General features: G+C 59.6%; 20 protein-coding genes. 4 read left to right on the top strand and 16 right to left on the bottom strand.

The genetic code is table 11. The features are described 5' to 3' along the window. Window positions 1–11 precede the first annotated feature (11 nt). The 4 genes from ACZ5C3_RS07175 to ACZ5C3_RS07160 all read right to left on the bottom strand — a co-directional run bounded on the left by ACZ5C3_RS07175 (window position 12) and on the right by ACZ5C3_RS07160 (window position 4,917). Window positions 12–1,700 carry an ABC transporter ATP-binding protein gene (locus ACZ5C3_RS07175; protein WP_464036424.1) on the bottom strand — a complete coding sequence of 563 codons (1,689 nt, stop codon included), beginning with the start codon at window positions 1,698–1,700 and terminating at the stop codon, window positions 12–14. Next, window positions 1,697–2,584: an ABC transporter permease gene (locus ACZ5C3_RS07170; protein ID WP_464038280.1), complete on the bottom strand. Its 888-nt coding sequence runs from the start codon at window positions 2,582–2,584 to the stop codon at window positions 1,697–1,699. The genes ACZ5C3_RS07175 and ACZ5C3_RS07170 overlap by 4 nt, the downstream gene beginning before the upstream one ends. A gap of 5 nt (window positions 2,585–2,589) precedes the next feature. Continuing rightward, window positions 2,590–3,531, bottom strand: coding sequence for an ABC transporter permease (locus ACZ5C3_RS07165; protein ID WP_464036422.1), 942 nt, complete (start codon window positions 3,529–3,531; stop codon window positions 2,590–2,592). 255 nt (window positions 3,532–3,786) lie between these two features. Continuing rightward, a complete protein-coding gene (locus ACZ5C3_RS07160) occupies window positions 3,787–4,917 on the bottom strand; it encodes a M20/M25/M40 family metallo-hydrolase (protein ID WP_464038279.1) in 1,131 nt (376 codons plus the stop codon). 257 nt (window positions 4,918–5,174) lie between these two features. On the opposite strand from ACZ5C3_RS07160, the gene ACZ5C3_RS07155 reads away from it, so the two are divergent. Both ACZ5C3_RS07155 and ACZ5C3_RS07150 read left to right on the top strand, forming a co-directional pair. Continuing rightward, window positions 5,175–6,791, top strand: a complete 1,617-nt coding sequence (locus tag ACZ5C3_RS07155) for an ABC transporter substrate-binding protein (protein WP_464036421.1) — start codon at window positions 5,175–5,177, stop codon at window positions 6,789–6,791. A 462-nt stretch (window positions 6,792–7,253) separates the two neighbouring features. Then, complete coding sequence (locus ACZ5C3_RS07150; protein ID WP_464036419.1) at window positions 7,254–8,093, top strand: DMT family transporter; 840 nt, start codon at window positions 7,254–7,256, stop codon at window positions 8,091–8,093. Window positions 8,094–8,108: 15 nt separating this feature from the next. Here ACZ5C3_RS07150 and ACZ5C3_RS07145 read toward each other — a convergent pair whose 3' ends face one another. The 12 genes from ACZ5C3_RS07145 to ACZ5C3_RS07090 all read right to left on the bottom strand — a co-directional run bounded on the left by ACZ5C3_RS07145 (window position 8,109) and on the right by ACZ5C3_RS07090 (window position 20,924). Beyond that, window positions 8,109–8,882 carry an SDR family NAD(P)-dependent oxidoreductase gene (locus ACZ5C3_RS07145; RefSeq protein WP_464036417.1) on the bottom strand — a complete coding sequence of 258 codons (774 nt, stop codon included), beginning with the start codon at window positions 8,880–8,882 and terminating at the stop codon, window positions 8,109–8,111. After that, window positions 8,879–10,186: a histidinol dehydrogenase gene (gene hisD / locus ACZ5C3_RS07140; RefSeq protein WP_464036415.1), complete on the bottom strand. Its 1,308-nt coding sequence runs from the start codon at window positions 10,184–10,186 to the stop codon at window positions 8,879–8,881. The genes ACZ5C3_RS07145 and hisD overlap by 4 nt, the downstream gene beginning before the upstream one ends. 15 nt (window positions 10,187–10,201) lie before the next feature. Beyond that, window positions 10,202–11,152: a cyclase family protein gene (locus ACZ5C3_RS07135; RefSeq protein WP_464036413.1), complete on the bottom strand. Its 951-nt coding sequence runs from the start codon at window positions 11,150–11,152 to the stop codon at window positions 10,202–10,204. Window positions 11,153–11,222: 70 nt separating this feature from the next. Continuing rightward, window positions 11,223–11,927 (bottom strand): ABC transporter ATP-binding protein, encoded by a 705-nt coding sequence (locus ACZ5C3_RS07130; RefSeq protein WP_464036411.1) that lies wholly within the window; start codon window positions 11,925–11,927, stop codon window positions 11,223–11,225. Window positions 11,928–11,931: 4 nt separating this feature from the next. Then, complete coding sequence (locus tag ACZ5C3_RS07125) at window positions 11,932–12,702, bottom strand: ABC transporter ATP-binding protein (protein WP_464036409.1); 771 nt, start codon at window positions 12,700–12,702, stop codon at window positions 11,932–11,934. Continuing rightward, complete coding sequence (locus ACZ5C3_RS07120) at window positions 12,699–13,685, bottom strand: branched-chain amino acid ABC transporter permease (RefSeq protein ID WP_464036407.1); 987 nt, start codon at window positions 13,683–13,685, stop codon at window positions 12,699–12,701. Before ACZ5C3_RS07120 ends, ACZ5C3_RS07125 begins: the two co-directional genes overlap by 4 nt. Before the next feature lie 15 nt (window positions 13,686–13,700). After that, complete coding sequence (locus ACZ5C3_RS07115; RefSeq protein ID WP_464036405.1) at window positions 13,701–14,585, bottom strand: branched-chain amino acid ABC transporter permease; 885 nt, start codon at window positions 14,583–14,585, stop codon at window positions 13,701–13,703. Between the two features lie 51 nt (window positions 14,586–14,636). Continuing rightward, window positions 14,637–15,887 (bottom strand): ABC transporter substrate-binding protein, encoded by a 1,251-nt coding sequence (locus ACZ5C3_RS07110; RefSeq protein ID WP_464036404.1) that lies wholly within the window; start codon window positions 15,885–15,887, stop codon window positions 14,637–14,639. Between the two features lie 45 nt (window positions 15,888–15,932). After that, window positions 15,933–18,323 carry a xanthine dehydrogenase family protein molybdopterin-binding subunit gene (locus ACZ5C3_RS07105; RefSeq protein ID WP_464036402.1) on the bottom strand — a complete coding sequence of 797 codons (2,391 nt, stop codon included), beginning with the start codon at window positions 18,321–18,323 and terminating at the stop codon, window positions 15,933–15,935. Then, complete coding sequence (locus ACZ5C3_RS07100; RefSeq protein ID WP_464036400.1) at window positions 18,320–18,805, bottom strand: (2Fe-2S)-binding protein; 486 nt, start codon at window positions 18,803–18,805, stop codon at window positions 18,320–18,322. The genes ACZ5C3_RS07105 and ACZ5C3_RS07100 overlap by 4 nt, the downstream gene beginning before the upstream one ends. Next, window positions 18,802–19,683 carry an FAD binding domain-containing protein gene (locus ACZ5C3_RS07095; protein WP_464036398.1) on the bottom strand — a complete coding sequence of 294 codons (882 nt, stop codon included), beginning with the start codon at window positions 19,681–19,683 and terminating at the stop codon, window positions 18,802–18,804. The genes ACZ5C3_RS07100 and ACZ5C3_RS07095 overlap by 4 nt, the downstream gene beginning before the upstream one ends. 299 nt (window positions 19,684–19,982) lie before the next feature. Beyond that, window positions 19,983–20,924 carry a LysR family transcriptional regulator gene (locus ACZ5C3_RS07090; protein WP_464036397.1) on the bottom strand — a complete coding sequence of 314 codons (942 nt, stop codon included), beginning with the start codon at window positions 20,922–20,924 and terminating at the stop codon, window positions 19,983–19,985. Between the two features lie 106 nt (window positions 20,925–21,030). On the opposite strand from ACZ5C3_RS07090, the gene ACZ5C3_RS07085 reads away from it, so the two are divergent. Then, on the top strand, window positions 21,031–22,134 hold the full coding sequence (locus ACZ5C3_RS07085; RefSeq protein ID WP_464036395.1) for an LLM class flavin-dependent oxidoreductase: 1,104 nt from the start codon (window positions 21,031–21,033) through the stop codon (window positions 22,132–22,134). 26 nt (window positions 22,135–22,160) lie between these two features. Next, complete coding sequence (locus tag ACZ5C3_RS07080; RefSeq protein WP_464036393.1) at window positions 22,161–23,036, top strand: polysaccharide deacetylase family protein; 876 nt, start codon at window positions 22,161–22,163, stop codon at window positions 23,034–23,036.

Below are 23,036 nucleotides of genomic sequence, written 5' to 3'. Positions count from 1 at the left end.
TTTACCTGAGTTCACATCGCGGAAGCGGATGGTCCTTGCGGCAGGGAGGCGCCGACAATAGGCCGAAAATTGGCAAAGTCCCAGTCCCTGCCGGGAGCTGCTTCCAACAATTGCCGCGTATATATCTGTTGCGGATTGGTCAGAATATCCGCCGCCAGTCCCTGCTCGACGATCTTGCCATGCTGCATCACCATGACCTCGTCGCAAATTTGCGCCGCAACACGCAGATCATGCGTGATGAACAGAATGGCGATGCCGAGGCGTTTCTGCACATCGTCAAGCAGATCAAGCACCTGGGCCTGCACCGAGACGTCGAGCGCGGACACTGCTTCATCGGCCACCAGAACGTCGGGATCCATCGCGAGCGCGCGCGCAATGGCGATGCGCTGCCGCTGTCCGCCGGAGAACTGATGCGGATAACGCGACACCGCGTCGGCCGGAAGGTCGACCAGCTCGAGCAACTCGCCCGCCCGCTTCAGCGCGTCCTTGCGCGACATTCCGAAATTGATCGGCCCCTCCGCAATGGTTTCACCGACCGTGACCCGCGGATTGAGCGAACGATAGGGATCCTGGAAGATCATCTGGATGCGCTTGCGGTGCGGCTGCAGCAAGCGGCGCGATAGGAACGAAATTTCTTTCCCCATCAGCCGGATCGCACCCGATGTCGGATCGATCAGACGGACGATGCAGCGCGCCACAGTTGATTTGCCCGAGCCGCTTTCGCCGACAATGCCGAGGGTGCGGCCTTTACGGAGCGTCAGCGTCACATCCTGCGCGGCATGCACCTCGCGGCCACCGCCGAACATCGACTTTTCGCGATAGACCATTCCGAGCTCTGTCGTATCCAGCACCACCGGTGCATCGGTTTCCGGGCGTGGTGGACGCGGCACGAGGCTCGGCACCGACGACAACAAGTTGCGGGTGTAATCCTGCACCGGCTTCTCAAGCACGTCTTTAAGCGGCCCGCTCTCGACAATATGGCCGTGGCGCATGACGGCAACCTGATCGGCGATTTCCGCCACCACACCCATATCGTGGGTGATGAAGAGCACCGCCGTTCCGTGGTCCTTCTGAAGATCGCGGATCAGCGAGAGGATCTGCTTCTGCGTCGTGACGTCAAGCGCTGTGGTCGGCTCGTCCGCGATCAGCAGCTTCGGCTCGAGGATCAACGCCATCGCGATCATGATGCGCTGGCGCTGGCCACCGGACAGGCGATGCGGATAAGACGCGAAGATGCGCTCGACGTCCGGCAAGCGCACCTGCTCCATCATCGCGAGAATCCGGCGCCGTCTCTCCTTCGCATCGTATGACGTATGCGTACGCAGCACCTCGTCGATCTGGTGGCCAACGTGGACGACAGGATTGAGCGCCGTCATCGGCTCCTGAAAGATCATCGCCATGGTGGTGGCACGCAGCTGGCGTAAACGCCGGTCACTTGCGATGAGAATTTCCTCGCCTGCGAGCTTGATACTGCCGCCGACGGGAAACAGCGTTTTCTTCGGCAGCAATCCCATGGTGGTCAGCGAGGTGACCGACTTGCCCGATCCGCTTTCGCCAACCAGACAGACCGTCTCGCCTGCGCGCACTTTCAGCGAGATATCGTCAAGAATGCGTCGGCTGCCGGGCTTCTTGCTCAGCGCCACGGCGAGGTTGCGGATGTCGAGGACGACATCGCCCAATTTGCCCGATGCGTCACTCACTTGCCGCTCTCCCGCTGTTTCATACGCGGGTCGAGCGCATCGCGTGTGGCATCACCAATCAGATTGATCGACAGGATGGAAATCGACAGAAGCAATCCGGGCCAGAAGATGAGAGACGGCTTGATCTGAAAATAAGCCCGGCCCTCGGCCATGATGTTGCCCCACGTCGCGATCTCGGGGCTGATGCCCGCGCCCAGAAACGACAGGATCGCTTCGGTCAAGATCGCCGATGCGCAGATATAAGTCCCCTGCACGATCAACGGCGCGATGGTGTTGGGCATCACGTGCCGCCACAGGATTTTCGGCAGGCTCGTTCCCATGGCGATGGCAGCTTCGACATAGGGCTCTTCACGAGCGGACAGCACCACCGAGCGCACCAGACGCACGACGCGTGGAATCTCAGGGATAATGATCGCAATCAACACAGTCTTGAGACTTGCGCCGGACAGCGACACCACCGCGATGGCGAGCAGGATGCTGGGGATCGCCATCAAGCCGTCCATGATGCGCATGACGATCGCGTCGACCCACTTGAAGAAGCCGGACACAAGGCCGATCATCAAGCCAATGGCGATGCTGATGATCGCAGCGCCCAGGCCAATGACCAGCGAGATACGGCCGCCATAGAGCACACGGGATAACAAATCTCGGCCATAGGCGTCAGTGCCGAGTGGAAACGTTTCGCTCGGCGGCTTTAGCCGCAATGCCGGCAAAAGCTGCTGCGGATCATGTGGCGCAAGCCATGGCGCGAAAATCGCGGAAGCAATCACCAACAGCAGACAGATGGTCGCAACGGCGATAATCGGACTGGACGTCAGATATTTCAGCTTTGAGCCCGGTTTCCGGGTTTCAAAAGCGACCGCGGACTGTTCGAGAGATTCCATCGCCATCAGTAACGGATCCTCGGATCAAGGATTGTATAGGCGACGTCGATCAACAGATTGATCGCAACGTAAAGCCCGCTCGTCAAAAGGATCATGGCCTGAATGACGGGATAGTCGCGCGCCAGCACGGCATCGACCGTCAATCGCCCGATGCCCGGCAGATTGAAGACGCTTTCCGTCACGACCACGCCGGAGATCAAAAGCGCAAAACCGGTACCGATCACCGTAATGACGGGAACGGCCGCATTCCTCAACGCATGCTTCAGCAATACTGCACGCTCCGCGATGCCCTTGGCCCGCGCGGTGCGGACATAGTCTTCACCGAGCACATCCAGCATCGACGCCCGCGTCATGCGCGCAATCAGCGCAATATAGATGAACGACAGCGCAAGCGTCGGCAGGATCGCGCGCTCAAAGAACGGTCCGAACCCGCGCGAGATACTGCGGAAGCCCTGCACCGGCACCCACCGCAATTCGATGGCGAAAACCTGGATCAGCACATAGCCGACCACAAACACGGGGATGGAGAAGCCGAGAACGGAAAGGCCCATCACGAAGCGATCGATCCAGGTGCCATGCTTCCATGCGGCAATGACACCGAGCGGCACCGCGACAATGATCGCGAGCGTAATGGTCATTAACGCAATGCTGATGGTCGGCTCGATACGTTGCCCGATCATGGTCGCGACCGGAACGTTGGAAATCAGCGAGGTGCCGAAATCGCCGTGGAGCACCTTGCCGATCCAGGTGATGAACTGCGTGTAGATCGGCTCATTCAATCCGAGCGAAGTGCGGATTCTCTCAAGCTGTTCCGGGGTCGCATTATCGCCGGCGATAATGGCGGCGGGATCTCCCGGTGTCAGACGCAACAACAGGAACACAAACACCGCAACCACGCCCATGACGGGGATGGCTGCAAGTACGCGGCGGACAAGATAGCCGAACATTGGACCTCTTCGTTATTCGACCACAATAAGAACAGCTAGTGGTCCAGGCCAATGAATTTGTCTCTGCCCGTCCACACCCACTTTAACACCTGCTCTTTGCTTGCGAACTCTGCCAAATTGTCAGCAAGACCCGTGCCAGCCCCCCCGACTTCTCAGGGGTCTGGGCACAAGGCATCAATGCCAAACATGCAAGGCACAAGAGATGGATCCCGCAGGCTATTCCGCTAGTCGGAATAGCCTCAAATAGCCGGCTTTTTAGTCGAGCGTGAACAGAAGCCCGGCCATCAGGCGGGCGCGCTCTACGAGACTATCAACCTCGATATGTTCGTTGAGCGTGTGGTAGTCGGCGCCGCGAACACCCAGGCTGTCGAGGGTCGGAATTCCCATCGCACCGGTGAAATTGCCGTCGGAACCGCCGCCCGAGCTGCCATGGATCAGGTCGAGACCGAGCGATTTTCCAATCGCGCGCGCCTTCTCGTACAGAGCCATGGTGCCGGCACTCGGCTCCCAGACCGGACGTGTCACACCGCGCGTCACGTTGAATGTGACATCATTGGAGGTACCGGACAGCGCGAGCATGCGCTCGACACCGCGATCGAGATCTTCCTGACGCTTCGCCATGCTGAGCGCTTCGCCATGGCACACCGACGACACGCAGTTCACCCATTGTCCGCCGTGAACGATACCGACACTGAAGGTACAGTCTTCGCTCGTCATTCCATCAATGGTCAGAATTTGCTTTGCCATTTCGCGAATGGCCGACCGTCCCGCTGCAAGTGTCGCACCCGCATGGCTCGGCTTGCCGACGGCTTCCAGATTGAAGCGCGCAATCGCATAGCGACCCGTCGTCACACCGGCATTCTTGAACGCAGGTTCGGGGACGAGGACGTATTTATTACGCGCGGCTTCAGCCTCGATGATGTCGCGAGTGCTTGGCGTGCCGACTTCCTCATCCGGCGTGAACAGCACGGTGATCGGCAACGGCGTCGCAATCGCCGCTTTCTGAAGCTGACGGATAGCTTCCACCGAAATAAAATTTCCCCCCTTCATGTCAAGGATGCCGGGGCCGAAACACTTGTTGCCTTCGCGGCGCCACGGCAGCTTTTGCAGCGTGCCGACCGGATGCACCGTATCCATATGCCCCGCGATCAGAATACCGGGCTCGCCCTGCCGTGGATGAGGAAAACGTGCACGGACACATCCACCGAATCCCTGACGGCCCGCGATGAATTCGATCGAAGCTCCCGCGATCGCCATATCGCGTGCTGCAAGTGCGAGCATGCGATCCACAGCCGCCGCATCCCATGTCGGGCTTTCGCACTCAATCCATGGGCGCAGACCCTGCAACATCGTTTCAACGTCGAACGGAAGTGAGGCTGCATTGATCAAGGGATATTCCTTTTCATCTTCATCGTTTCTTGTTCTCACCGCATCACGAGATGCGGGCAGCGCATCTGATGCAAGTTCGGTCGTTAAGTCAAAATGAAAACCGCATTGACGGCTCGACGGCTTGATGCAAGTCTCAAAAATCGACAAGCTGACAAAGGCTTAGTTCGTCAAACGGCGCCTAATAAGCCTAATAAATTGTCGGAATGCACAAGCAATCATCGACCGATGATGAGTTTAAAGTCAGGAGAGACATGATGTCGGTTAATTCGCGTGGATGGGCTTCCACTGCGCTACTCAAACGAGTTCTGCCTGGCGTTCTTCTCGCCGCGGCGGCAGCGCTTCCAACAATGGCGCTGGCAAAGACCAAGACGATCACAGCTGTCATGCATTCCGATCTGCGCGTGATCGATCCGCTGCTCACAACTGCGTATATTACACGTGATCACGGTTACATGGTTTATGACACGTTGCTGGCAACCGACTCCAACTTCAAAGTCCAGCCGCAGATGGCGGACTGGAAAGTCTCCGACGACAAACTCACGTACACGTTCACCCTTCGCGATGGCCTGAAATGGCACGACGGCACACCCGTCACCGCGGAAGATTGCGTGGCGTCGCTGAAGCGCTGGGGCGCAAGCGACGGCATGGGCCAGAAGCTCATGGACTTCACCGCGAGCCTGGAAGCCACCGATGCAAAGACCATCACGCTGAAGCTCAAGGAGCCCTACAGCCTCGTTCTGGAATCGATCGGCAAGCCATCGTCGCTCGTGCCGTTCATGATGCCGAAGCGCCTTGCGGACACACCGAAGGGCACGCCAATCCCCGAGCAGATCGGCTCCGGTCCTTTCAAGTTCGTACAATCCGAATTCCAGCCCGGCGTGAAAGCCGTTTATGTCAAGAACACGGATTACGTCCCACGCAAGGAGCCGGCGAACTGGACCTCCGGCGGCAAGGTGGTGAAGGTCGATCGCGTCGAATGGGTGACCATGCCTGACGCGCAGACCGCGATGAACGCGCTGCAATCCGGCGACATCGACTTCATGGAGAATCCGTCTTTCGATCTTCTCCCGACGCTCGCCAACGACAAGGACATCGAGGTCAAGGTCCTGAGCAAGCTAGGCTACCAGACTCTTGGCCGCATGAACTTCCTCTATCCGCCCTTCGACAACGTGAAGGTGCGGCGCGCGGCCCTACTGGCGATGCGTCAGAAGGATGTGCTCGACGCACTCGTCGGTAATCCGGATTATTACAAAGTTTGTGGCGCGATTTTCGGCTGCGGCGGCCCATTTGAGACCGATGTTGGCTCCGAGTCCCTGGTGAAAGGCAACGGCATGGTGGAAGCCAAGAAGCTGTTGGCTGAATCCGGTTACGACGGCACGCCGGTCGTGATCATGGGACCGACCGACGTCATCACCCTCAAGGCTCAACCGGTCGTCGCCGCTCAGTTGCTGCGTGAAGCCGGCTTCAAGGTCGACCTGCAAGCCACCGACTGGCAAACCGTCGTGACCCGCCGCGCCAGCCAGAAGCCTCCGAAGGAAGGCGGCTGGAACATGTTCTTCACCAACTGGGCCGGCCCGGAAATTCTGAATCCGATCGTCCACGTCACGCTCAACGGCAAGGGCAAGAATGGTGGCTGGTTCGGTTGGCCGGAGGACGCCAAGATGGAGCAGCTGCGCGATGCGTTCGCCCGCGCGACGTCTGTCGACGAACAGAAGAAGCTGGCCGTTGAAATCCAGAAGCACACCTACGACGAGGTGTTCTACCTGCCGCTGGGTCAATACACGATCCCTTCCGCCTGGCGGAAGGAGCTGAGCGGCGTGGTCGATGGTCCCGCCACCCCGGTGTTCTGGAACATCGACAAGGTCGACTAACTGGTGTGGTGGTTCAGAAGTTCGCCTGATTTTTCTGCGAGTCCTTTCAGCGAACTTCTGAACCTAAACCGCACTAGAATCATAGATTTGCTAGTGTCCTCTCGAATCCAAAGTCCGCTACGGAGCGCACTGCACGATGAGGCGGACTTTGGATTCGGGACACTAGCGAAACGCGATAGCTGATGCGAAAAACCTCCGGTTGCGGAGGACATGCACATTTCGTAAGCAGGCCCCTCAACAATGAGGGGCCTGTTTCCGTTTCGGGAGAGGCCGAACGTTTAACCCAGTGGTCCTGACGGGCCTGATATCGGCGACGGATATGTTCACCCCTTTGTCGAACCGCGACCCGGCTCTGCTTCTCGGCTCCCACGTGCAGTCGACTTCACTGCGCATCGCAAGGCAGGTGCGCCGTTGACCCCCATCACGACTCTGCCCCCTTCCAACGTGAAGGCGGCCGCCTGGATGGCCGGTTGGCTCACGTCGATGCTGGTTCTCATGGTGGCCGGCCGCGAGATCACGCGTGAGCTCGATGTTTTCCAACTCATGGAAATGCGATCGGTCATCGGCCTTTTTATGCTCTACCCGCTGATCCGATGGAGTGGCGGCTTCGCAAGCATGAAGACGGCACGTCCGATGATGCATATCGGCCGCAACATCGTTCACTACGCCGCGCAATACGGCTGGTTTCTGGCGCTGACGTTAATCCCGCTCGCGCAGGTGGTCGCCATCGAATTCACCATGCCGATCTGGACTGCCCTGCTTGCGGTCTCTTTCCTTGGCGAACGGCTGAATGCGTTCAAGATTCTCGCCATCGTTCTTGGACTGATTGGCGTGCTGATCATCGTGCATCCCGGTGCGGCGCAGGTCAGCCCGGGGCAACTGTTGATGCTGGCCGTGGCGGTCGGCTTCGGCGCCTCCGTCGTCATGGTCAAGTCACTGACCCGAACCGATTCCGGCGCCGTCATCATCTTCTGGATGTTGATCATCCAATCGGCCATTGGCCTGTTGCCCGCTCTTTATGTCTGGCACTGGCCCTCGGCCCATGTCTGGCCGTGGATCATCGTCATCGCGTTTTTCGGCACCTATTCGCACTATTGCATGACGCAAGCGATGCGCTTTGCCGATGCGACCGTGGTGGTCCCGATGGATTTTCTGCGCGTTCCGCTCAGCGCAACGGTCGGCTGGCTGCTGTATGCCGAGCGGCTCGATCTCGCGACCATCGCTGGTGCAGCACTGATCCTGACCGGAAATCTGCTCAATCTGAAAAAGTCGCGCACGCCTCTGGCTAAAGCAGAGGCGTGACGCAGTATTAAAGTGTCAGTCAGCGGTCCAGCCGCCGTCCATCACCAGCGATGATCCCGTCATCAGCGACGATGCATCGCTGGCGAGGAAGACGATCGCGCCCATCAAGTCCTCAACCGTGCCGAGGCGGCCGAGCTTGATCTTCGACAGCACGCTTTCCTTGAACGCAGCATTTTCGAAGAACGGCTTCGTCATCGGCGTTTCGATGAAGGTCGGACACAGCGTGTTGACGCGGATGCCCTTCGGCGCAAGGTCGATCGCCATCGCCTTCGAAAATCCCTCCATTGCCCATTTCGAGGCGCAATAGAGCGAGCGGTTCACGCCCCCTACATGTCCCATCTGTGAGGACATGTTGATGATCGAACCGGGCTTTCCAGCCGCGATCAATCGGCGGGCGATCGATTGTGCCGCGAAATAAGCCGCGCGCACGTTGAGGTTCATGACCAGATCGAAATCCTCCACCGGAACGTCGGTGAACGGATTCGGCTTATTGGTGCCGGCGTTGTTGACGAAGATGTCGTAAGCCTCGCGCCCATCGATCGCGGCGCGGAACGCCGCAACGTCGGTGACGTCGAGAGCAAGTGCGTCGGACGAGAAGTCCTTCGCACGCAAGGCTTCTGATGCTTCCTCAACTTCGCTGGCCGTGCGGGCGCAGAGCGTCACATGCGCTCCCGCCTCCGCCAGCGCCGCCGCGGCAGCGAGACCGATTCCTCGGCCCGCCCCCGTGACGAGAGCCCGCCGCCCGTCGAGCCGGAAAGCCGGCGTTTTCGGTAGCGGCTGCGCGCTCATTCCGCAGCACTCCCGTAAGGCACGTTGCGTCCACCGTAGCGGCGCACGCGCACGTTGGCCTGTTCAGCATGGCCCACAAAACCTTCGAGCATGCACAGCCGCGAGCAATATTCGCCGATCTTGGCGGATGCTTCGTCGGTCAACACGCGCTGATAGGTCACGGTCTTGAGGAACTTGCCGACCCACAAACCGCCGGTGTAACGCGCCGCCTTGTTGGTTGGCAGCGTGTGGTTGGTGCCTATGACCTTGTCGCCGTAAGCGACGTTGGTGCGCGATCCGAGGAACAATGCACCGTAGTTGGTCATGTTCTTCAAGAAGTAATCTGGATCGCGGGTCATGACCTGCACGTGCTCGGAGGCAATGCGGTCCGCTTCCTTCACCATCTCCTCCTCAGAGTCGCAGACGATGACTTCGCCGTAGTCTTCCCACGCCTTGGCGGCAACAGCACCGGTCGGCAGGATCTTCAGGAGGCGCTCGATCTCGGCCATGGTGTCACGGGCGAGCTTCTCGGAGTTGGTCAGCAGAATGGCCGGCGAATTCGCGCCGTGTTCAGCCTGCCCCAAGAGGTCGGTTGCGCAAATTTCGCCGTCGACAGTCTCGTCCGCAATGACCAGCGTTTCTGTCGGGCCTGCGAACAGGTCGATGCCAACGCGGCCGTAGAGCTGACGCTTGGCTTCAGCGACGAACGCGTTGCCCGGACCGACGAGCATATCGACCGGGGCAATGGTCTCGGTGCCGAGCGCCATGGCGCCAACCGCCTGGATGCCGCCGAGACAATAGATCGTGTCGGCGCCTGCGAGGTGCTGAGCGGCGACGATGGCCGGTGCCGGCTTGCCCTGGAACGGCGGTGCGCAGGTGATGATGCGCGGAACGCCCGCCACCTTGGCGGTGATCACCGACATATGCGCAGAGGCCAGCAGCGGATACTTGCCGCCCGGCACGTAGCAACCAACCGAGTTGACCGGGAGGTTCTTGTGGCCAAGCACGACGCCCGGCAGCGTTTCAACTTCGATGTCCTTCATGGACTCGCGCTGATGCTGCGCAAAGTTGCGCACCTGCTCCTGCGCGAACTTGATGTCCTCGATGTTTCGCTGCGAGAGCTGGGACACGCAGTCCTTGATCTCGGCGTCGGTGAGCCGATAGTCCTTGCGATCCCACTGGTCGAACTTCACCGACAGTTCGCGAACCATGGCATCGCCACGCTTCTCGATGTCCGCGAGAATACCTTCCACTGTGTTGCGGACCTTGGTGTCGTCCTCGGCCCGCTGTGCGGCGTCACGGCCGCGCTTGAGAAATTTTGCCATTGTTGTTCTCCGCGATTACTTGATGGCCTGAGGATTGATCGGCGAACCAGCGGCACCCGGCAGATGCAGCGGCGGCGCCGTGAAGAAGAATTCGTAGACCTTATCCTGGGCGCAGTCTTCGGCCAGTTCCTTCAGATAGAAGATTTCGCCCATTGAAATGCCGATGGCCGGGATCACGACCCAGTGCCAGGGCTGGTTGGCCTCTTTGGTCTCGTTTGGACGCACTTCGCAGCCCCAAGTGTCGGTGCAGATCGCAGCAATGTCCTTTTCGCGGACCCAATAGCAGGTCTCGAATGCCAAGCCCGGCGCGTCGCCGCCGGCGTATCCGCTCCAGTCCTTCTTCTTCAGGCAGCGCTCCTGATGACCGGTGCGGACGATGACGAAGTCGCCCTTGCGGATTTCAACGCCCTGCGCCTTGGCGCAGGCATCGAGGTCGGCATTGGTGATCGCGTAACCGTCATCGAGCGACTCCACGCCCTTGAAGCGCGCGATGTCGAGCAGAACGCCACGGCCGGCCATCTTGTTGCGTGTGTGTTCGATGCCGAGCTTCTTTGCGCCGCGCGCATCGACCAGCTTCGCGTCGTAACCGTTGTACATCTTGTCATCGAGGAAGATGTGGCAGAGCGCGTCCCACTGGGTCGACGCCTGGCAAGGCATGTTGATCGCGTCATCCGCGTAACGAAGATATGGCGACGGAACGTCCTGATTGCCGGCTGCAGCGTCGGTGCCGGTTGCCAGCATGGTGTGGATAGGGTTCCAACGGCCGCCGAACAGACCCGACTGGATTGGTTCCTTCAGGTCGAGGCCAAGTGCAAACACCTTGCCCTTCTTGATCAGCTTGCCGGCGTTGATGACGTCTTCGGGCGAAACGTTGTTGAGCGTTCCGATCTGGTCATCGGCACCCCAGCGTCCCCAGTTGGAGAGCTTCTTGGCAGCTTCGTAGATTGCAGCTCTGTCGACTTTCATTTTCGATCCTCTTTTATTTATCGAACGATAATTTAAACGGCGCAAGGCGGCGTGAACCGCCCCATTTTGATCAGACCGAGCAGTAACGCTCCTTGACTTCCTCGTCGGCAAGCAACGCCGTTGCGGTGTCATGGTGAACGATAGAGCCCTGATCCAGCACATAGGCGCGGTCGGCGATACCGAGCGCTAATTCGACGTTTTGCTCCACCAGAAGAATGGTCGTGCCTTCCGACTTCATCTTGCGAAACAACTCGAACATTTCGTCGACGAGCACCGGCATGATGCCTTCTGACGGCTCGTCGAGCATGATGAGGCTCGGCTTCGCGATCGTGGCACGCGCGATGGCAAGCATCTGCTGCTCGCCGCCGGACATCGTGACCGCCTCTTGGTCGAGACGCTCCTTCAGACGCGGAAAGATTTCAGCGATTTCGTCGATCAGCCGGGCTTCATTCTTCTTGTCAGGCGATGCAACAAGTCCGAGGCGCAGGTTCTCGCGCACGGTCAGCCCCTGCACGATGCGGCGCTCTTCCGGCACGTAGGCAAGTCCAAGACCGAAGCGGATGTGGGCGGGCTGGCCCAGCACCTGCTGTCCCTTGAACTCCACCTTCCCGCTTGTCTTGTCGAGCAGGCCGATGATGGAGCGCAGCGTCGTGGTCTTGCCGGCGCCGTTGCGGCCGATCAGACAGACGATTTCGCCCTGTTTGACTTCGAAGTTGATGTCCTGAAGCACATGGCTGGCACCGTACCAGGCATTGAGGTTTTCGACGCGCAACATTGCTTCAGTGCTCCCGCTGGCCAAGATAGACGCGCTTGACCTGGTCGTTTTGACGTACTTCGGTCGGCGTGCCTTGTGCAAGCAATTCCCCGTGATGAAGAACCAGGATGCGATCGCTGATTCCCATCACCAGTTTCATTTTGTGCTCGACCAGAATGACGGTTCGTTCCTTCGCGAGCTTGACGATGAGATCCATCATCACGCGCGTTTCTTCGGGGCTCATGCCCGCTGTCGGCTCGTCCAGCAGCAACAGCCGGGGATTGGCCGCCAGCGCCATGCCTATTTCCAGCGCGCGCTGTTCGCCGTGAGCCAATTCCTTGGCGAGCCGTTCGCGCCGATCCCAGAGACCAACGAGTGCAAGCAGCTCATCGGCCTTCTCGACCAAACCAGGCAGCTTGGCGCGGGGACGCCACATGTCGAAACGCGAGACAAACGCCTGCAGGCCGACACGGACATTTTCCCGCGTCGTCAGAAGCGGAAACACGTTCGTGATCTGGAACGACTTGGCGATGCCCATATGCGCGAACTGATGCTGCGGCACATTGGTGACGTCACGCCCTTCGAACTCGACCTTGCCGGCTGACGGAGGAAAGGCACCCGACAACACATTGAAGTAGGTGCTCTTGCCGGCGCCGTTCGGGCCGATGATCGAGGTGATGGCTCCGCGGTTGAACTCCGCGGAGACGTTGGAGAGGGCCTTGAACTTGCCGAACGACTTGCTCACGCCGTTGGTTCGCAGGATCACCTGCGAAGATTGATTTGCCGAGGCCGTCATTGCTTCATCCGCTTCAAAATGGTTCCCCAGATGCCGGCTGGGAAGAACAGGACGCAGATCACGAAGACCGCGCCGACGATCAATTGCCAGTGCACAGTCCACAGCGAAACGAGGTTTTCCAGGAGCAGGTACACCGCTGCGCCGACGAAGGGACCAAAGAACGTGCCCATGCCACCCAACAGTGACATCATCACGGCCATGCCGGAGGTCTCGTAGTGCATGATCTCGATCGGAACGATGGAGAGGTGCAATGCCGCCAGTGCACCTGCGAGACCGCAGAAAGCGCCTGACAGAATGAACGTGACGAGACGGGTCAGCATCACGTTGTAGCCCGACGCACGCGCTCTCGCCTCGTTCTCGCGCACAGCCTCGATGACGGCGCCGAATGGCGACGCCAGAATGCGCGACAGCACAAAGAAGGCCATGATCACGAACGCTGCGACCACGTAATAACGTGTCATCGGATTGATGAAGTCGAACTTCAGGCCGAAGATGTTGATATCGCGTACGTTGATGCCGCGCAGACCGTTTTCACCGCCGGTCCAGTCCACCGCCTGATAAAACAGGTAGTAGACGCACTGCGAGAGAGCCATCGTCACCATGGCGAAGTAGATGCCACGCGTACGGATCGCCAGGGCACCGATAGCGGCCGCCATCAGGGCACCGCCGAGAACACCAATGGCAATCGCTGCGTACCAAGGCAACGCGAAGTGCACGATCGCAATACCGCAGAGATACGCCCCTGTGCCGAACAAGGCTGCGTGTCCGAACGACAGCAGGCCGAGATAACCGAACAGCAGGTTGAAGCCGAGCGCGTAGAGCCCGTAGATCAGGATGTTCACCGCCAGCGCGGTGAACGGCATGATCAGCGGGAACACCAGCACGAAGAGGCTGGCCAGCAGCGAGCGGTGGCGCTTGGCGAACTCGAACCAATTGCCTTGCGCGGCGCTCGGTTGCGTCAAAGTCTGAGAAACGTCGTTCATGGTCTGATACTCGTCTCAGCTCATGAGTCCGGCACGGCCGAAGAAGCCTTGCGGACGGATGAGGAGAACAATTGCCATCAAGGCAAAGATTGAAACCTTGGCCATTTCCGGTGCGAAGAGCGAGGTCATGCTGACGACCACGCCGACAAGAAGGCCCGCGATAACGGCACCGCCGATCGAGCCCATGCCGCCGACCACGGTGACGACGAAAGCTTCGGCCAGGATGGTCGATCCCATTTCCGGAATGACGCCCTGCAGCGGGGCCGCGAGCAGCCCTGCCAGCCCGGCGATGCCGGTGCCAATACCGAACACAAACAGCCAGACCCGAGCGACGTTGACTCCGAGCACGCGCACGATCTGCGGATCGCGGGCGCCGGCACGGATAATGAGACCGAAGCTGGTGCGCTCAAGGAACAACCAGAGCCCGAGCAGCACGACAACGGCAACGCCGATGATGAACAAACGGTACATCGGGAAATAGCCGACGCCGATGTTGACCGCACCTTGCAGCAGTTCCGGCGTGTCGAACGGGTAGCCGCTCTTGCCGAACGCGATGCGGATCAGTTCCACCATCACGTAGCTGAGGCCGAACGTCAGCAGCAACGGATAGTCAATGCCCCGCCCGTACAGTGGCCGGATCAGGAACCGCTCGACCACGAGACCGATCGTTCCGACAACAAGCGGAACAGTGACCAGACAGAGCCAGAAGTTGCCGCCCAGCGAAACAAGGAAGAGGCCGACGTAAGCTCCGACCATATAAAACGCACCGTGTGCGAAGTTCACCACGGTCAGCATGCCGAAGATCAGCGACAAGCCAATGGCGAACAGCACATAGATCGCACCGAGCGCCACTCCCGTGAACAGCTGCAGCGCGATTAGATCAAAACTCAGGCCGGCCATAGATATCTCCAAATGGAACGCGCGTCCCCGAGGGACGCGCGTCTTTCAGTATTAGGCTTTGTGACCCAGCGCTTCGCACGAACGCAGGTTGGCGTCGTTCGGAGCTTCGGTCTCGATAACGTTGAACACGTCGGCGTCGCCCTTCTGCGGGGTCGCCTTCGACTCGATGATGAGGACCGACTGCACCGACTGGTGGTCGCACTTTCGATAGTACTGCGGGCCCTTGTAGTAGTCGTACTTGAGGGCTTCCACAGCTTCGATCACCTTGTCCGCGTCCAGGCTGCCGGCAGCCTTCGCGCCTTCCAGCAGCGTCCGCACGCCGCCGTAACCGAGCGCACCGTAGTCCGACGGAACCTTGCCGTTATGCAGCTTGCGGAAGCGATCGTTGAACGCCTTCGCCGATGCGATCTTGTCTTCGATGCCCCAGTAATACGAGGTGCCGCCGATGACGCCATCGAACGCCTGTGCACCCGCTGCGACGCGGCCGGTGTAGAGCAGGATCGGAGCGACGATCTTCATCGACTTCTTCATGCCGAAGTCGGTGGCCTGCTTCAGCGCGATCTGCTGGTCACGGCCGAAGTTGCTGATGCAGAGGATGTCAGGCTTGAGCGCCTGGATACGCGGCAGCAGCGCCGAGAAGTCGGTCATGCCGAGCGGGTGACGGATGTCGACCAGCGTTTCGACGTCGAAGGCCTTGCCTGCGGACTGGAAGCCACGGACCATTTCGTGGCCGTAGGCGTAGTCAGCGGTGAGGAACGCAACCTTCTTGCCAAACTTCGGGAACGCGTAACGGCCGACCGCGCCTGCGGTGAGGTGCGGGTTGAGCGCTTCATGGAAGGTATAGCGGCTGAAATCCGACGCTTCGTTGATGGTGTCGGACTGGCTGATCGAATTGAAGATAACCTTGCGCTCTTTGGTGATGTTGTTCACCGCGAGCTGCACAGCGGCCGACAGACTGCCGACGACGAAATTGACCTTTTCCTTTTCGATCAGTTCGAGCGTGCGGGTCGCGGCTTCACCTGGATTGAGCTTGTCGTCACGGACCAGAAGTTCAGCCTTGCGGCCGTTCAGACCGCCGTTTTCGTTGAACTCGGCAATCGCGACTTCGGCAGCGCGCACCTGATCCTGCGCCTCGGTGCCGTACGGGCCCGTCAGCGGCACGGGGAAGCCGACCTTGATGGTGGCTTCCTGCGCCTGAAGCAGGTTGATGCGGAACGGCGATGCCGCAAGAACAGCACCAGCGCTTGCAGTCGTCAGCAGGCGGCGGCGCGAAATAAGCTTAGAACCGTTTCTTTTCGTCATATATTCTTCCTCCGTAAGTGATTGCTCGTTGTCCTGTGAAACTTCTCAGATGCGCCCAAGCGCGGTCAGAATGACCCGTGGTGTCAACGGGATTTCAGTGATCTCAACGCCGAACGGCGACAGTGCATCGTTAACGCCGTTCGTCACCACCGCTGCAGCGCCAGCCGTGCCCGCTTCGCCAGCTCCCTTCGCACCTAGCTCTGATTCGAGCGTCGGGGAAATGACATGGCCAACCGCGATGTCCGGCATCTCGCCCGCCATCGGCACAAGATAATCCGCCATGTTGGCGTTGGTCAGCTGGCCGCGCTCGTCATAGATACAGTGCTCATAAAGAGCGGCACCGAGGCCTTGCACCACGCCACCGCGGATCTGTTCGTCCACGAGCTGCGGGTTGATGATCGTGCCACAGTCTTCCACCACCCAATGCTTCAACAGCTTGACGAAGCCCGACTGCACATCGACCTCAAGGTAGGAAGCCTGAACGCCGTTGGTGAAAGCGAACGGATATTCACGCGGCACGAAGTGGCGCGTGGCCATCAATTCGGGCTGGAAACCGGGCGGCAAGGTGTCGGGACGGAAGTAGACGATCCGCGCGAGTTCGTTCAGTTCAATGCGCTGCTGGCCGCCTGCGGCATCGACCACCGAATTATCGACAATATCCAGCGCTTCGGGCTTTGATTGCAGGATGGCCGCAGCCACATCGAGGATGTTCTTGCGCAGCACCTTGGCGGCCTGCAACGCTGTCTCACCGCCAATGCCCGCACCGCGCGACGCCCACGTGCCGCCGCCGTATGGCGTGTTGTCGGTATCACCCAGGATCACGCGCACGCGCTCCATCGAGACGCCGAGCACACTGCCGACGATCTGCGCTGTGAGCGATTCTGATCCCTGCCCCTGTTCGGTGAGGCTGGTCTGGCAAATTACGCGGCCGGTCGCATCCAGGCGAACCGCGACGCCGTCCTGCGAAGAAATGCGCGCACCACCGACACCATAGAATGCAGCGCTTGGATTGGTCACTTCGATGAAGCTGGCCAATCCAATTCCGCGATAGATGCCACGCTTGCGCAGCTCAGCTTGCTCGGCCCGCAGCGCGCTGTAGTCCATCATCGATATCAGCTTGTCGAGGGAGGCGTGATGCGAAAGCGCCTCGAACTTCAAGCCCGAGGGCGAACCGCAGGGATACGCGTCATCGCGGATCAGATTACGGCGGCGGATTTCAACAGGATCCATGCCGATCCGCCGCGCGGCAAGATCCACCAACCCTTCGGTGACCGAACACGCAATCGGATGACCGACGGCGCGATACTGGCAGGTGACATTCTTGTTCTGGAACACAACGCGCGCGCGGGCGCGATAGTTCGGCGTGGTATATTGACCACCCACCAGGTTGACGACCTGATTGGCCTCGATCGCGCTGGTGCGAGGATACATCGAATACGGACCGATGCCGGTCAGATCATCGATCTCGAACGCGTTGATCGTGCCGTCCTTGCTGACGCCGATGCGGCCCTTGCAGACGTGATCGCGTGCATGAATGTCGGTGTTGAAGCTCTCGACACGGTCGGCAACGAACTTGATCGGACGGCGCAGCAGCTTCGACAGCGCGCAAGTCGCCATTTCGTCCGCATAGATGTGGACCTTGATGCCGAACGACCCGCCGACGTCCTTGCAGACCACACGAACCTGGGCCTCATCGAGCTCCAGATGCTTCGCGGCGATGTTCTGGATCATATGCGGCGCCTGGGTGCCGAGATAAATCGTCAGGCGTTCGCTGCCGGGATTCCAATCAGCAATCACGGCGCGCGGTTCGAGCGTCACGCCGGTGTGCCGGCCGAACACGAACTCCGCTTCGAGGACTTCATCCGAAGCCGCGAAAGCCTGATCGACGGTGCCCGCATCAAGGTTACGCTCGAAAGCGAGATTATCGCCGAGCACATCGTGGATCACCGGCGTCTCGGCATCGAGCGCGGTGCGCATGTTCGTAACCGGCGCCAGCTCTTCATAATCGACAACGACTCGTTCAGCGGCGTCCTCGGCCAAGGCGCGACTGGTCGCGATGATCGCCGCGACCGCTTCGCCCTGCCAGCACGCGCGATCGACGGCGATGGCATGCTGCGGCGCGGACTTCAGTCCCTTCAGATGCGAGAGAACACCGACCCACGGCGAAATCACCTTCGCGAGTTCCACACCGGTCACCACCGCGATGACACCCGGCATTGTCTTTGCCTCAGTGGCGTCGATACCAAGGATCTTCGCGTGCGCATACGGCGAGCGCAGATAAACGACGTGCGCCATCCGCGGCAGCACCATGTCGCTGACGTATTCGCCGCGCCCCTGCGTCAACCGCTCGAGATTGGGCCGCGGAACGGTCTTGCCAATATAGGAATTCGGACGGTCCAGCACTGACAGGCCGGGCCGAAGATCGGAATTGCTCATCTACGCAACTCCTTTCTCGCCTTCGCCGTCGCTTCCACAGCATCGACGATCGCATGATAGCCGGTACAGCGGCAGTAATTGCCAGAGAGATGCTCCCGAATCTGATCGCGATCAGCATCAAGGTTCTGCGCCAGAATATCTTGCGCGGCCATCAACATGCCCGGCGTGCAGTAGCCGCACTGCAGCGCGTTGCGCTCGCGAAACGCGGTCTGAAGGTCTGCAATCTCGCCGCTGTCAGACAATCCCTCGATCGTCTCCACCGTGGCGTTTTCAGCCTGCACGGCCAACAGCAGACAGGCGCGCACGATGTCGCCGTTGACGCGAACGGTGCAGGCACCGCACACGCCGTGTTCGCAGCCGACATGAGTACCGGTGAGACTGAGCTGCTCGCGCAGAAAATCTGCAAGATTAAGCCGCGGGAGGACCTGCGCATCAACGCGCTCGCCATTCACCGTGAGCGAGATCGCCACCGGAGCTGTCATGCGGCGGTTCCCGCATTGAGTTCCGGACGACCGAGCAACTCCGCGACGCATCGCGCCATCAGTTGACGGGCAAGGTAGCGGCGCATGCCGGCTGTCGCCTGTTGATCCTCCTGCGGATCAAGCTCGTCGTCGAGCGCGGACTGCGCCTCCGCCAGCACCGCAGGCGTCACCGGCTTGCCGATGAGATGCTTCGAGGCCGTCGCGAGCAATGGCTTCTCGCCGACAGCAAAAAAGCCGAGACGAAGCTCGGCAAATTGATCTCCATCAAGAACGGCGGACGCCCCAAGGCCAACGATGGCGTAATCACCCTTTCGTCGCGCGTATTCATGGAAGAAGTGCGCGGAATGCGGCCGCTTTACTGGTATTTCGACCGCAACAAGCAGCTCACCCGGTGCGAGCACCGTCTCGTAAATCCCGGTGAAGAAATCCGCCGCGGGAATGCGCCGCTCGCCCGATTGTCCCTGAACCACGATCGTCGCATCGAGCGCGATGACGCAGGCCGGCATTTCGGAAGCAGGATCGGCGTGCGCCAGATTTCCGCCGAGCGTGCCCTTGTTGCGGATGGCCGGATGGGCGACATGTGCCATGGCTTCGCTCAACAACGGCGCGTGTTGCGCAATCTCGTGCGACTTGAGGATGTCGACATGGCGCGTCAGCGCGCCGATCCGCAGGACCTGACCGGACACGGAAACGCCCTGCAATTCAGGAATCGCCCCGATATCGACAATCCAGGCAGGGGCAGACAGCCGAAGGTTCAACGCCGGCATCAGGCTCTGCCCGCCGGACAGAACCTTCGCATCGTCACCATACTGTGCAAGCAAGTTCAAAGCGTCAGTCACGCTCGATGCACGCGTATAGCTGAAAGCCGAAGCTTTCATTCCGGCAGGCCTCCCTCGCCTCGTTTTAACTCTTAGGGCTTCGGCGCGGATTAGACGGTGCCGGACCCAAAAGGTCAAGCTTGTTTATCGAACGATTATTTCGTGATCCGGCTCCAAACACCGATACGATGAATGAATTCCGAACGACAAACAAACTCTTTGCCGCATTGCCCGCACGACGCAACTCGCAGGGATTCAAAGCAAATTATCTGCATGAATGCTCTGCGACAAATTACCAATTTGAAAGTTACCGCATTGCACCATGAAAAGAGACCCATCGGTCTTTTTTTTGGGGACCACTATTTTCGGGAGATACGAGGCGCGCCAAAGCGTTCGCGAAAGATCCGCTGCGCCTGCTCTGCTTCGGTTTTCAGGATGTCGGCAAAGAGTGCCGCGGCCGGCGACATCACTTTCCGCGCGGGTTCAATCAAAACGAACTCGGAAAAGAAAGGCGGATCTTCCAGCGGCCTCACATCGAATTCGCTGCTATCTAAATCCGACACCATCATCAGGAATGGAAGGATTGCGACCCAATCGCTCGCTGCGACAAATTGCAGCGTGCCCATCATGGCATCGAGCTCCAGCCGCTGCGCGACGGTAACGCCATTGGTGGCGAAGTAGGTCTCGATATTGCGGCGGCGCGTGTTCTGCAGGCCCGGCAATACCACCTTCAGCGGTCCAGCCTCGGACAACCTCACCGGCGTTAAATCATGGCGGCTGCGCTTGCCCTTCCTGGCGCGGACCAACATCTCCCGGTCCCGCGCGAGAAGGCGATGGGAGATGCCGACCGCGCCCTCGAAAGCGGGCACCACCGCAAAGTCCAGGTCGCCTTTCAGGATCATGTCGGTCAGGACACCGGAATAAGCCTCGGTGACGCTGATCTCCGATCCCGGCGCGGTGCTGAGAAATTTATCGAGCGCCGGCGCAAGGATCGATCGGGTAAAAGTCGGCATCAGGCCGACCCGTATAGCGCCATGGACTCGATTGATGGCGACGCTCTGGTGCGCGGCCTCGAGCTTCTTCAGCACCTCGACGCATTCACGATAATAGGTCTTGCCCGCCAGGGTCGGCTCGACATCACGGCCGTTCCGCTCGAACAGCAGCACCGCAAGTTCGGTCTCGAGCTGCTTGATGTGCTGGGAGATCCCGGACTGCGTCGCCCCCTCGCGTGCGGCGGCCGAGGTGAACGAGCCTTCCTCGTACACGGCAACGAACGAATTGATTTGGCGCAGAGAGACCATTTTTCCCATCAAATTTTGTAATGCAAACAAGTAGGAATAATCATTTTTCTAATAGCTCACAATCGCTACTCTTGGGGTAACAGGCACTCAACGTGGGAAATGCATTATGAAACTTGGCTTCTTCACCATGCCGATCCACCCCCTCGACAAGGACTGGCGTCAGACCCTGGCGGAGGATCGCGAGGCGTTCTTGCTGGCGGACGAGCTGGGTTTCACCGAGGCCTATGTCGGCGAACACGTCACGGACAAGGCCGAGAACATCACCTCTTGTGTCACGTTCCTCGCCTGGATCGCTGCAGCCACCAAGCAAATCAAGCTTGGAACCGGCACAGTCAACATGCCGAACCAGCATCCGGCTGCCATCGCCGCCAATATCGCGATGCTCGACCACATGCTCGATGGGCGCTTCATCTTCGGCATCAGCCCCGGTGGATTGCTTTCGGACGCGGAACTGTTCGGCAACCTTGACGCCAACCGCAACGAAATGTTCGTTGAAGCCATCAATCACGTGCTCAACATCTGGTCGGGCGAGCCGCCCTATAACTTGAAGGGCAAGTACTGGACGGTGTCGACCGAGCGGACGCAGATGCCGGAGATCGGCCAGGGCTACATCCCGCGTCCACTACAGCGCCCACATCCTCCGATTGTCGTGACGGCTGTCGCGCCCTTCTCCAAGGGTGTCACTGAAGCCGCCATTCGCGGCTGGGACCCGATCTCGGCGAACTTCCTGATGCCAGCGTGGGTGAAGAGCCACTGGCCGAAGTATGTCGAGGGCTGCGAACTGGGCAAACGCGCCGCTGATCCAGCTAATTGGCGCGTGGCCAAGAGCGTGTTCGTGGCGGACGATGCCCCGACCGCCAAGGCCTACGCGCTCGACCCGAACGGTCCGTACGTGAACTACTACCGCTCACTGTTCACAAAACTGAAAAAGAACGGTCGCATCGAACTCTTCAAGACGCGCCGCGATCAACCTGACGATGAAGTGACACTCGACATGATCTGCGAAAAGTTGATCATTTATGGAACGCCGGACAGCGTCGCGGATCAGATACTTGCCTTCCAGGAAGAAGTCGGCACATTTGGCACGCTGCTCTACGCAGGCAAGGATTGGAAAGACCGGGATCTTGGACGCAAATCCATGATCCTCGCGGCGGAGAAGGTTCTGCCGCTGGTCAATGCCGGTTCGCCCAAGCAGAAAGCCGCAGAGTAACGACAAGAACAAACAGGAATTTCCCCTTGGCTCTCTCTGACCGCGTTCCCTATCAAGCCCTCATCGATCGTCCCAAATTGACTCTGCCGGGCGGCAAGAAGCTTGCCGTCTGGGTCATCCTCAACGTTGAGGAGTGGCGGATCGAAAACAACATGCCGCGCACCGTGTTGAGCCCACCGATGGGACAGCCGCTGCTGCCCGACGTGCCGAACTGGTCGTGGCATGAATACGGAATGCGCGCCGGCTTCTGGCGGCAGATGAAGGCGCTGACCGACAGAAACATTCCGACGACGCTCGCCATCAACGGCAACGTCTGCAACTCCTATCCGCGCGTCGCTGAAGCTGCCCGCGATGCAGGCTTTGAGTTCATGGGACACGGCTTCCTGCAGGGCCCCATGCACAAGGTTGAAAATCAGGGCGACGCCATCAAGCGCGCCGTCGACACCATCGCGGAATTCGCAGGCAAGCCGGTGCGGTCATGGGAAAGCCCTGGTCTTACTGAGACCGAAGAGACGCTCGATCTACTTCGCCTCAACGGTATTGAATATGTCGCGGACTGGGTGATCGACGATCTTCCGCAGGACATCGCGACGCCGCACGGCACGATCACCACGATCCCTTATACGGTCGAGACCAACGACATCGTCGTGCATGCCCTGCACCACATGCCTTCGGATCAATTCCTGCGGCGGAGCATGGACCAGTTCGACCGGCTCTATCTCGAAGGCAACGACAATGCCCGCGTCATGGCGATTTCGATCCACCCTTACATCACGGGCGTGCCGCACCGGATCAAATATCTCGAGCAGTTACTCGACTACGTCGTTAGCCATGAGGGCGTTGCCCTGATGACCGCGAGCGAAATCGGCGACTGGTATCGTGGCCAGATGGCCAAGATCTAA

The organism is Afipia dichlorophenoxyacetatis, from assembly GCF_055386385.1.
Note: the sequence above shows the minus strand (reverse complement) of the source record. Positions and strands in the feature narration are given on the sequence as shown.

Bases quoted from the DNA above. Each gene is read 5' to 3' on its own strand.
- ACZ5C3_RS07105 (WP_464036402.1), bottom strand. From the start codon at position 18,323: ATGAGCAATTCCGATCTTCGGCCCGGCCTGTCAGTGCTGGACCGTCCG.
- ACZ5C3_RS07085 (WP_464036395.1), top strand. From the start codon at position 21,031: ATGAAACTTGGCTTCTTCACCATGCCGATCCACCCCCTCGACAAGGAC.
- ACZ5C3_RS07170 (WP_464038280.1), bottom strand. From the start codon at position 2,584: ATGGAATCTCTCGAACAGTCCGCGGTCGCTTTTGAAACCCGGAAACCG.
- ACZ5C3_RS07100 (WP_464036400.1), bottom strand. From the start codon at position 18,805: ATGACAGCTCCGGTGGCGATCTCGCTCACGGTGAATGGCGAGCGCGTT.
- ACZ5C3_RS07150 (WP_464036419.1), top strand. From the start codon at position 7,254: ATGGCCGGTTGGCTCACGTCGATGCTGGTTCTCATGGTGGCCGGCCGC.
- ACZ5C3_RS07090 (WP_464036397.1), bottom strand. From the start codon at position 20,924: ATGGTCTCTCTGCGCCAAATCAATTCGTTCGTTGCCGTGTACGAGGAA.
- ACZ5C3_RS07095 (WP_464036398.1), bottom strand. From the start codon at position 19,683: ATGAAAGCTTCGGCTTTCAGCTATACGCGTGCATCGAGCGTGACTGAC.
- ACZ5C3_RS07125 (WP_464036409.1), bottom strand. From the start codon at position 12,702: ATGACGGCCTCGGCAAATCAATCTTCGCAGGTGATCCTGCGAACCAAC.
- ACZ5C3_RS07130 (WP_464036411.1), bottom strand. From the start codon at position 11,927: ATGTTGCGCGTCGAAAACCTCAATGCCTGGTACGGTGCCAGCCATGTG.
- ACZ5C3_RS07115 (WP_464036405.1), bottom strand. From the start codon at position 14,585: ATGGCCGGCCTGAGTTTTGATCTAATCGCGCTGCAGCTGTTCACGGGA.
- ACZ5C3_RS07120 (WP_464036407.1), bottom strand. From the start codon at position 13,685: ATGAACGACGTTTCTCAGACTTTGACGCAACCGAGCGCCGCGCAAGGC.
- ACZ5C3_RS07135 (WP_464036413.1), bottom strand. From the start codon at position 11,152: ATGAAAGTCGACAGAGCTGCAATCTACGAAGCTGCCAAGAAGCTCTCC.
- ACZ5C3_RS07110 (WP_464036404.1), bottom strand. From the start codon at position 15,887: ATGACGAAAAGAAACGGTTCTAAGCTTATTTCGCGCCGCCGCCTGCTG.
- hisD (WP_464036415.1), bottom strand. From the start codon at position 10,186: ATGGCAAAATTTCTCAAGCGCGGCCGTGACGCCGCACAGCGGGCCGAG.
- ACZ5C3_RS07165 (WP_464036422.1), bottom strand. From the start codon at position 3,531: ATGTTCGGCTATCTTGTCCGCCGCGTACTTGCAGCCATCCCCGTCATG.
- ACZ5C3_RS07155 (WP_464036421.1), top strand. From the start codon at position 5,175: ATGTCGGTTAATTCGCGTGGATGGGCTTCCACTGCGCTACTCAAACGA.
- ACZ5C3_RS07145 (WP_464036417.1), bottom strand. From the start codon at position 8,882: ATGAGCGCGCAGCCGCTACCGAAAACGCCGGCTTTCCGGCTCGACGGG.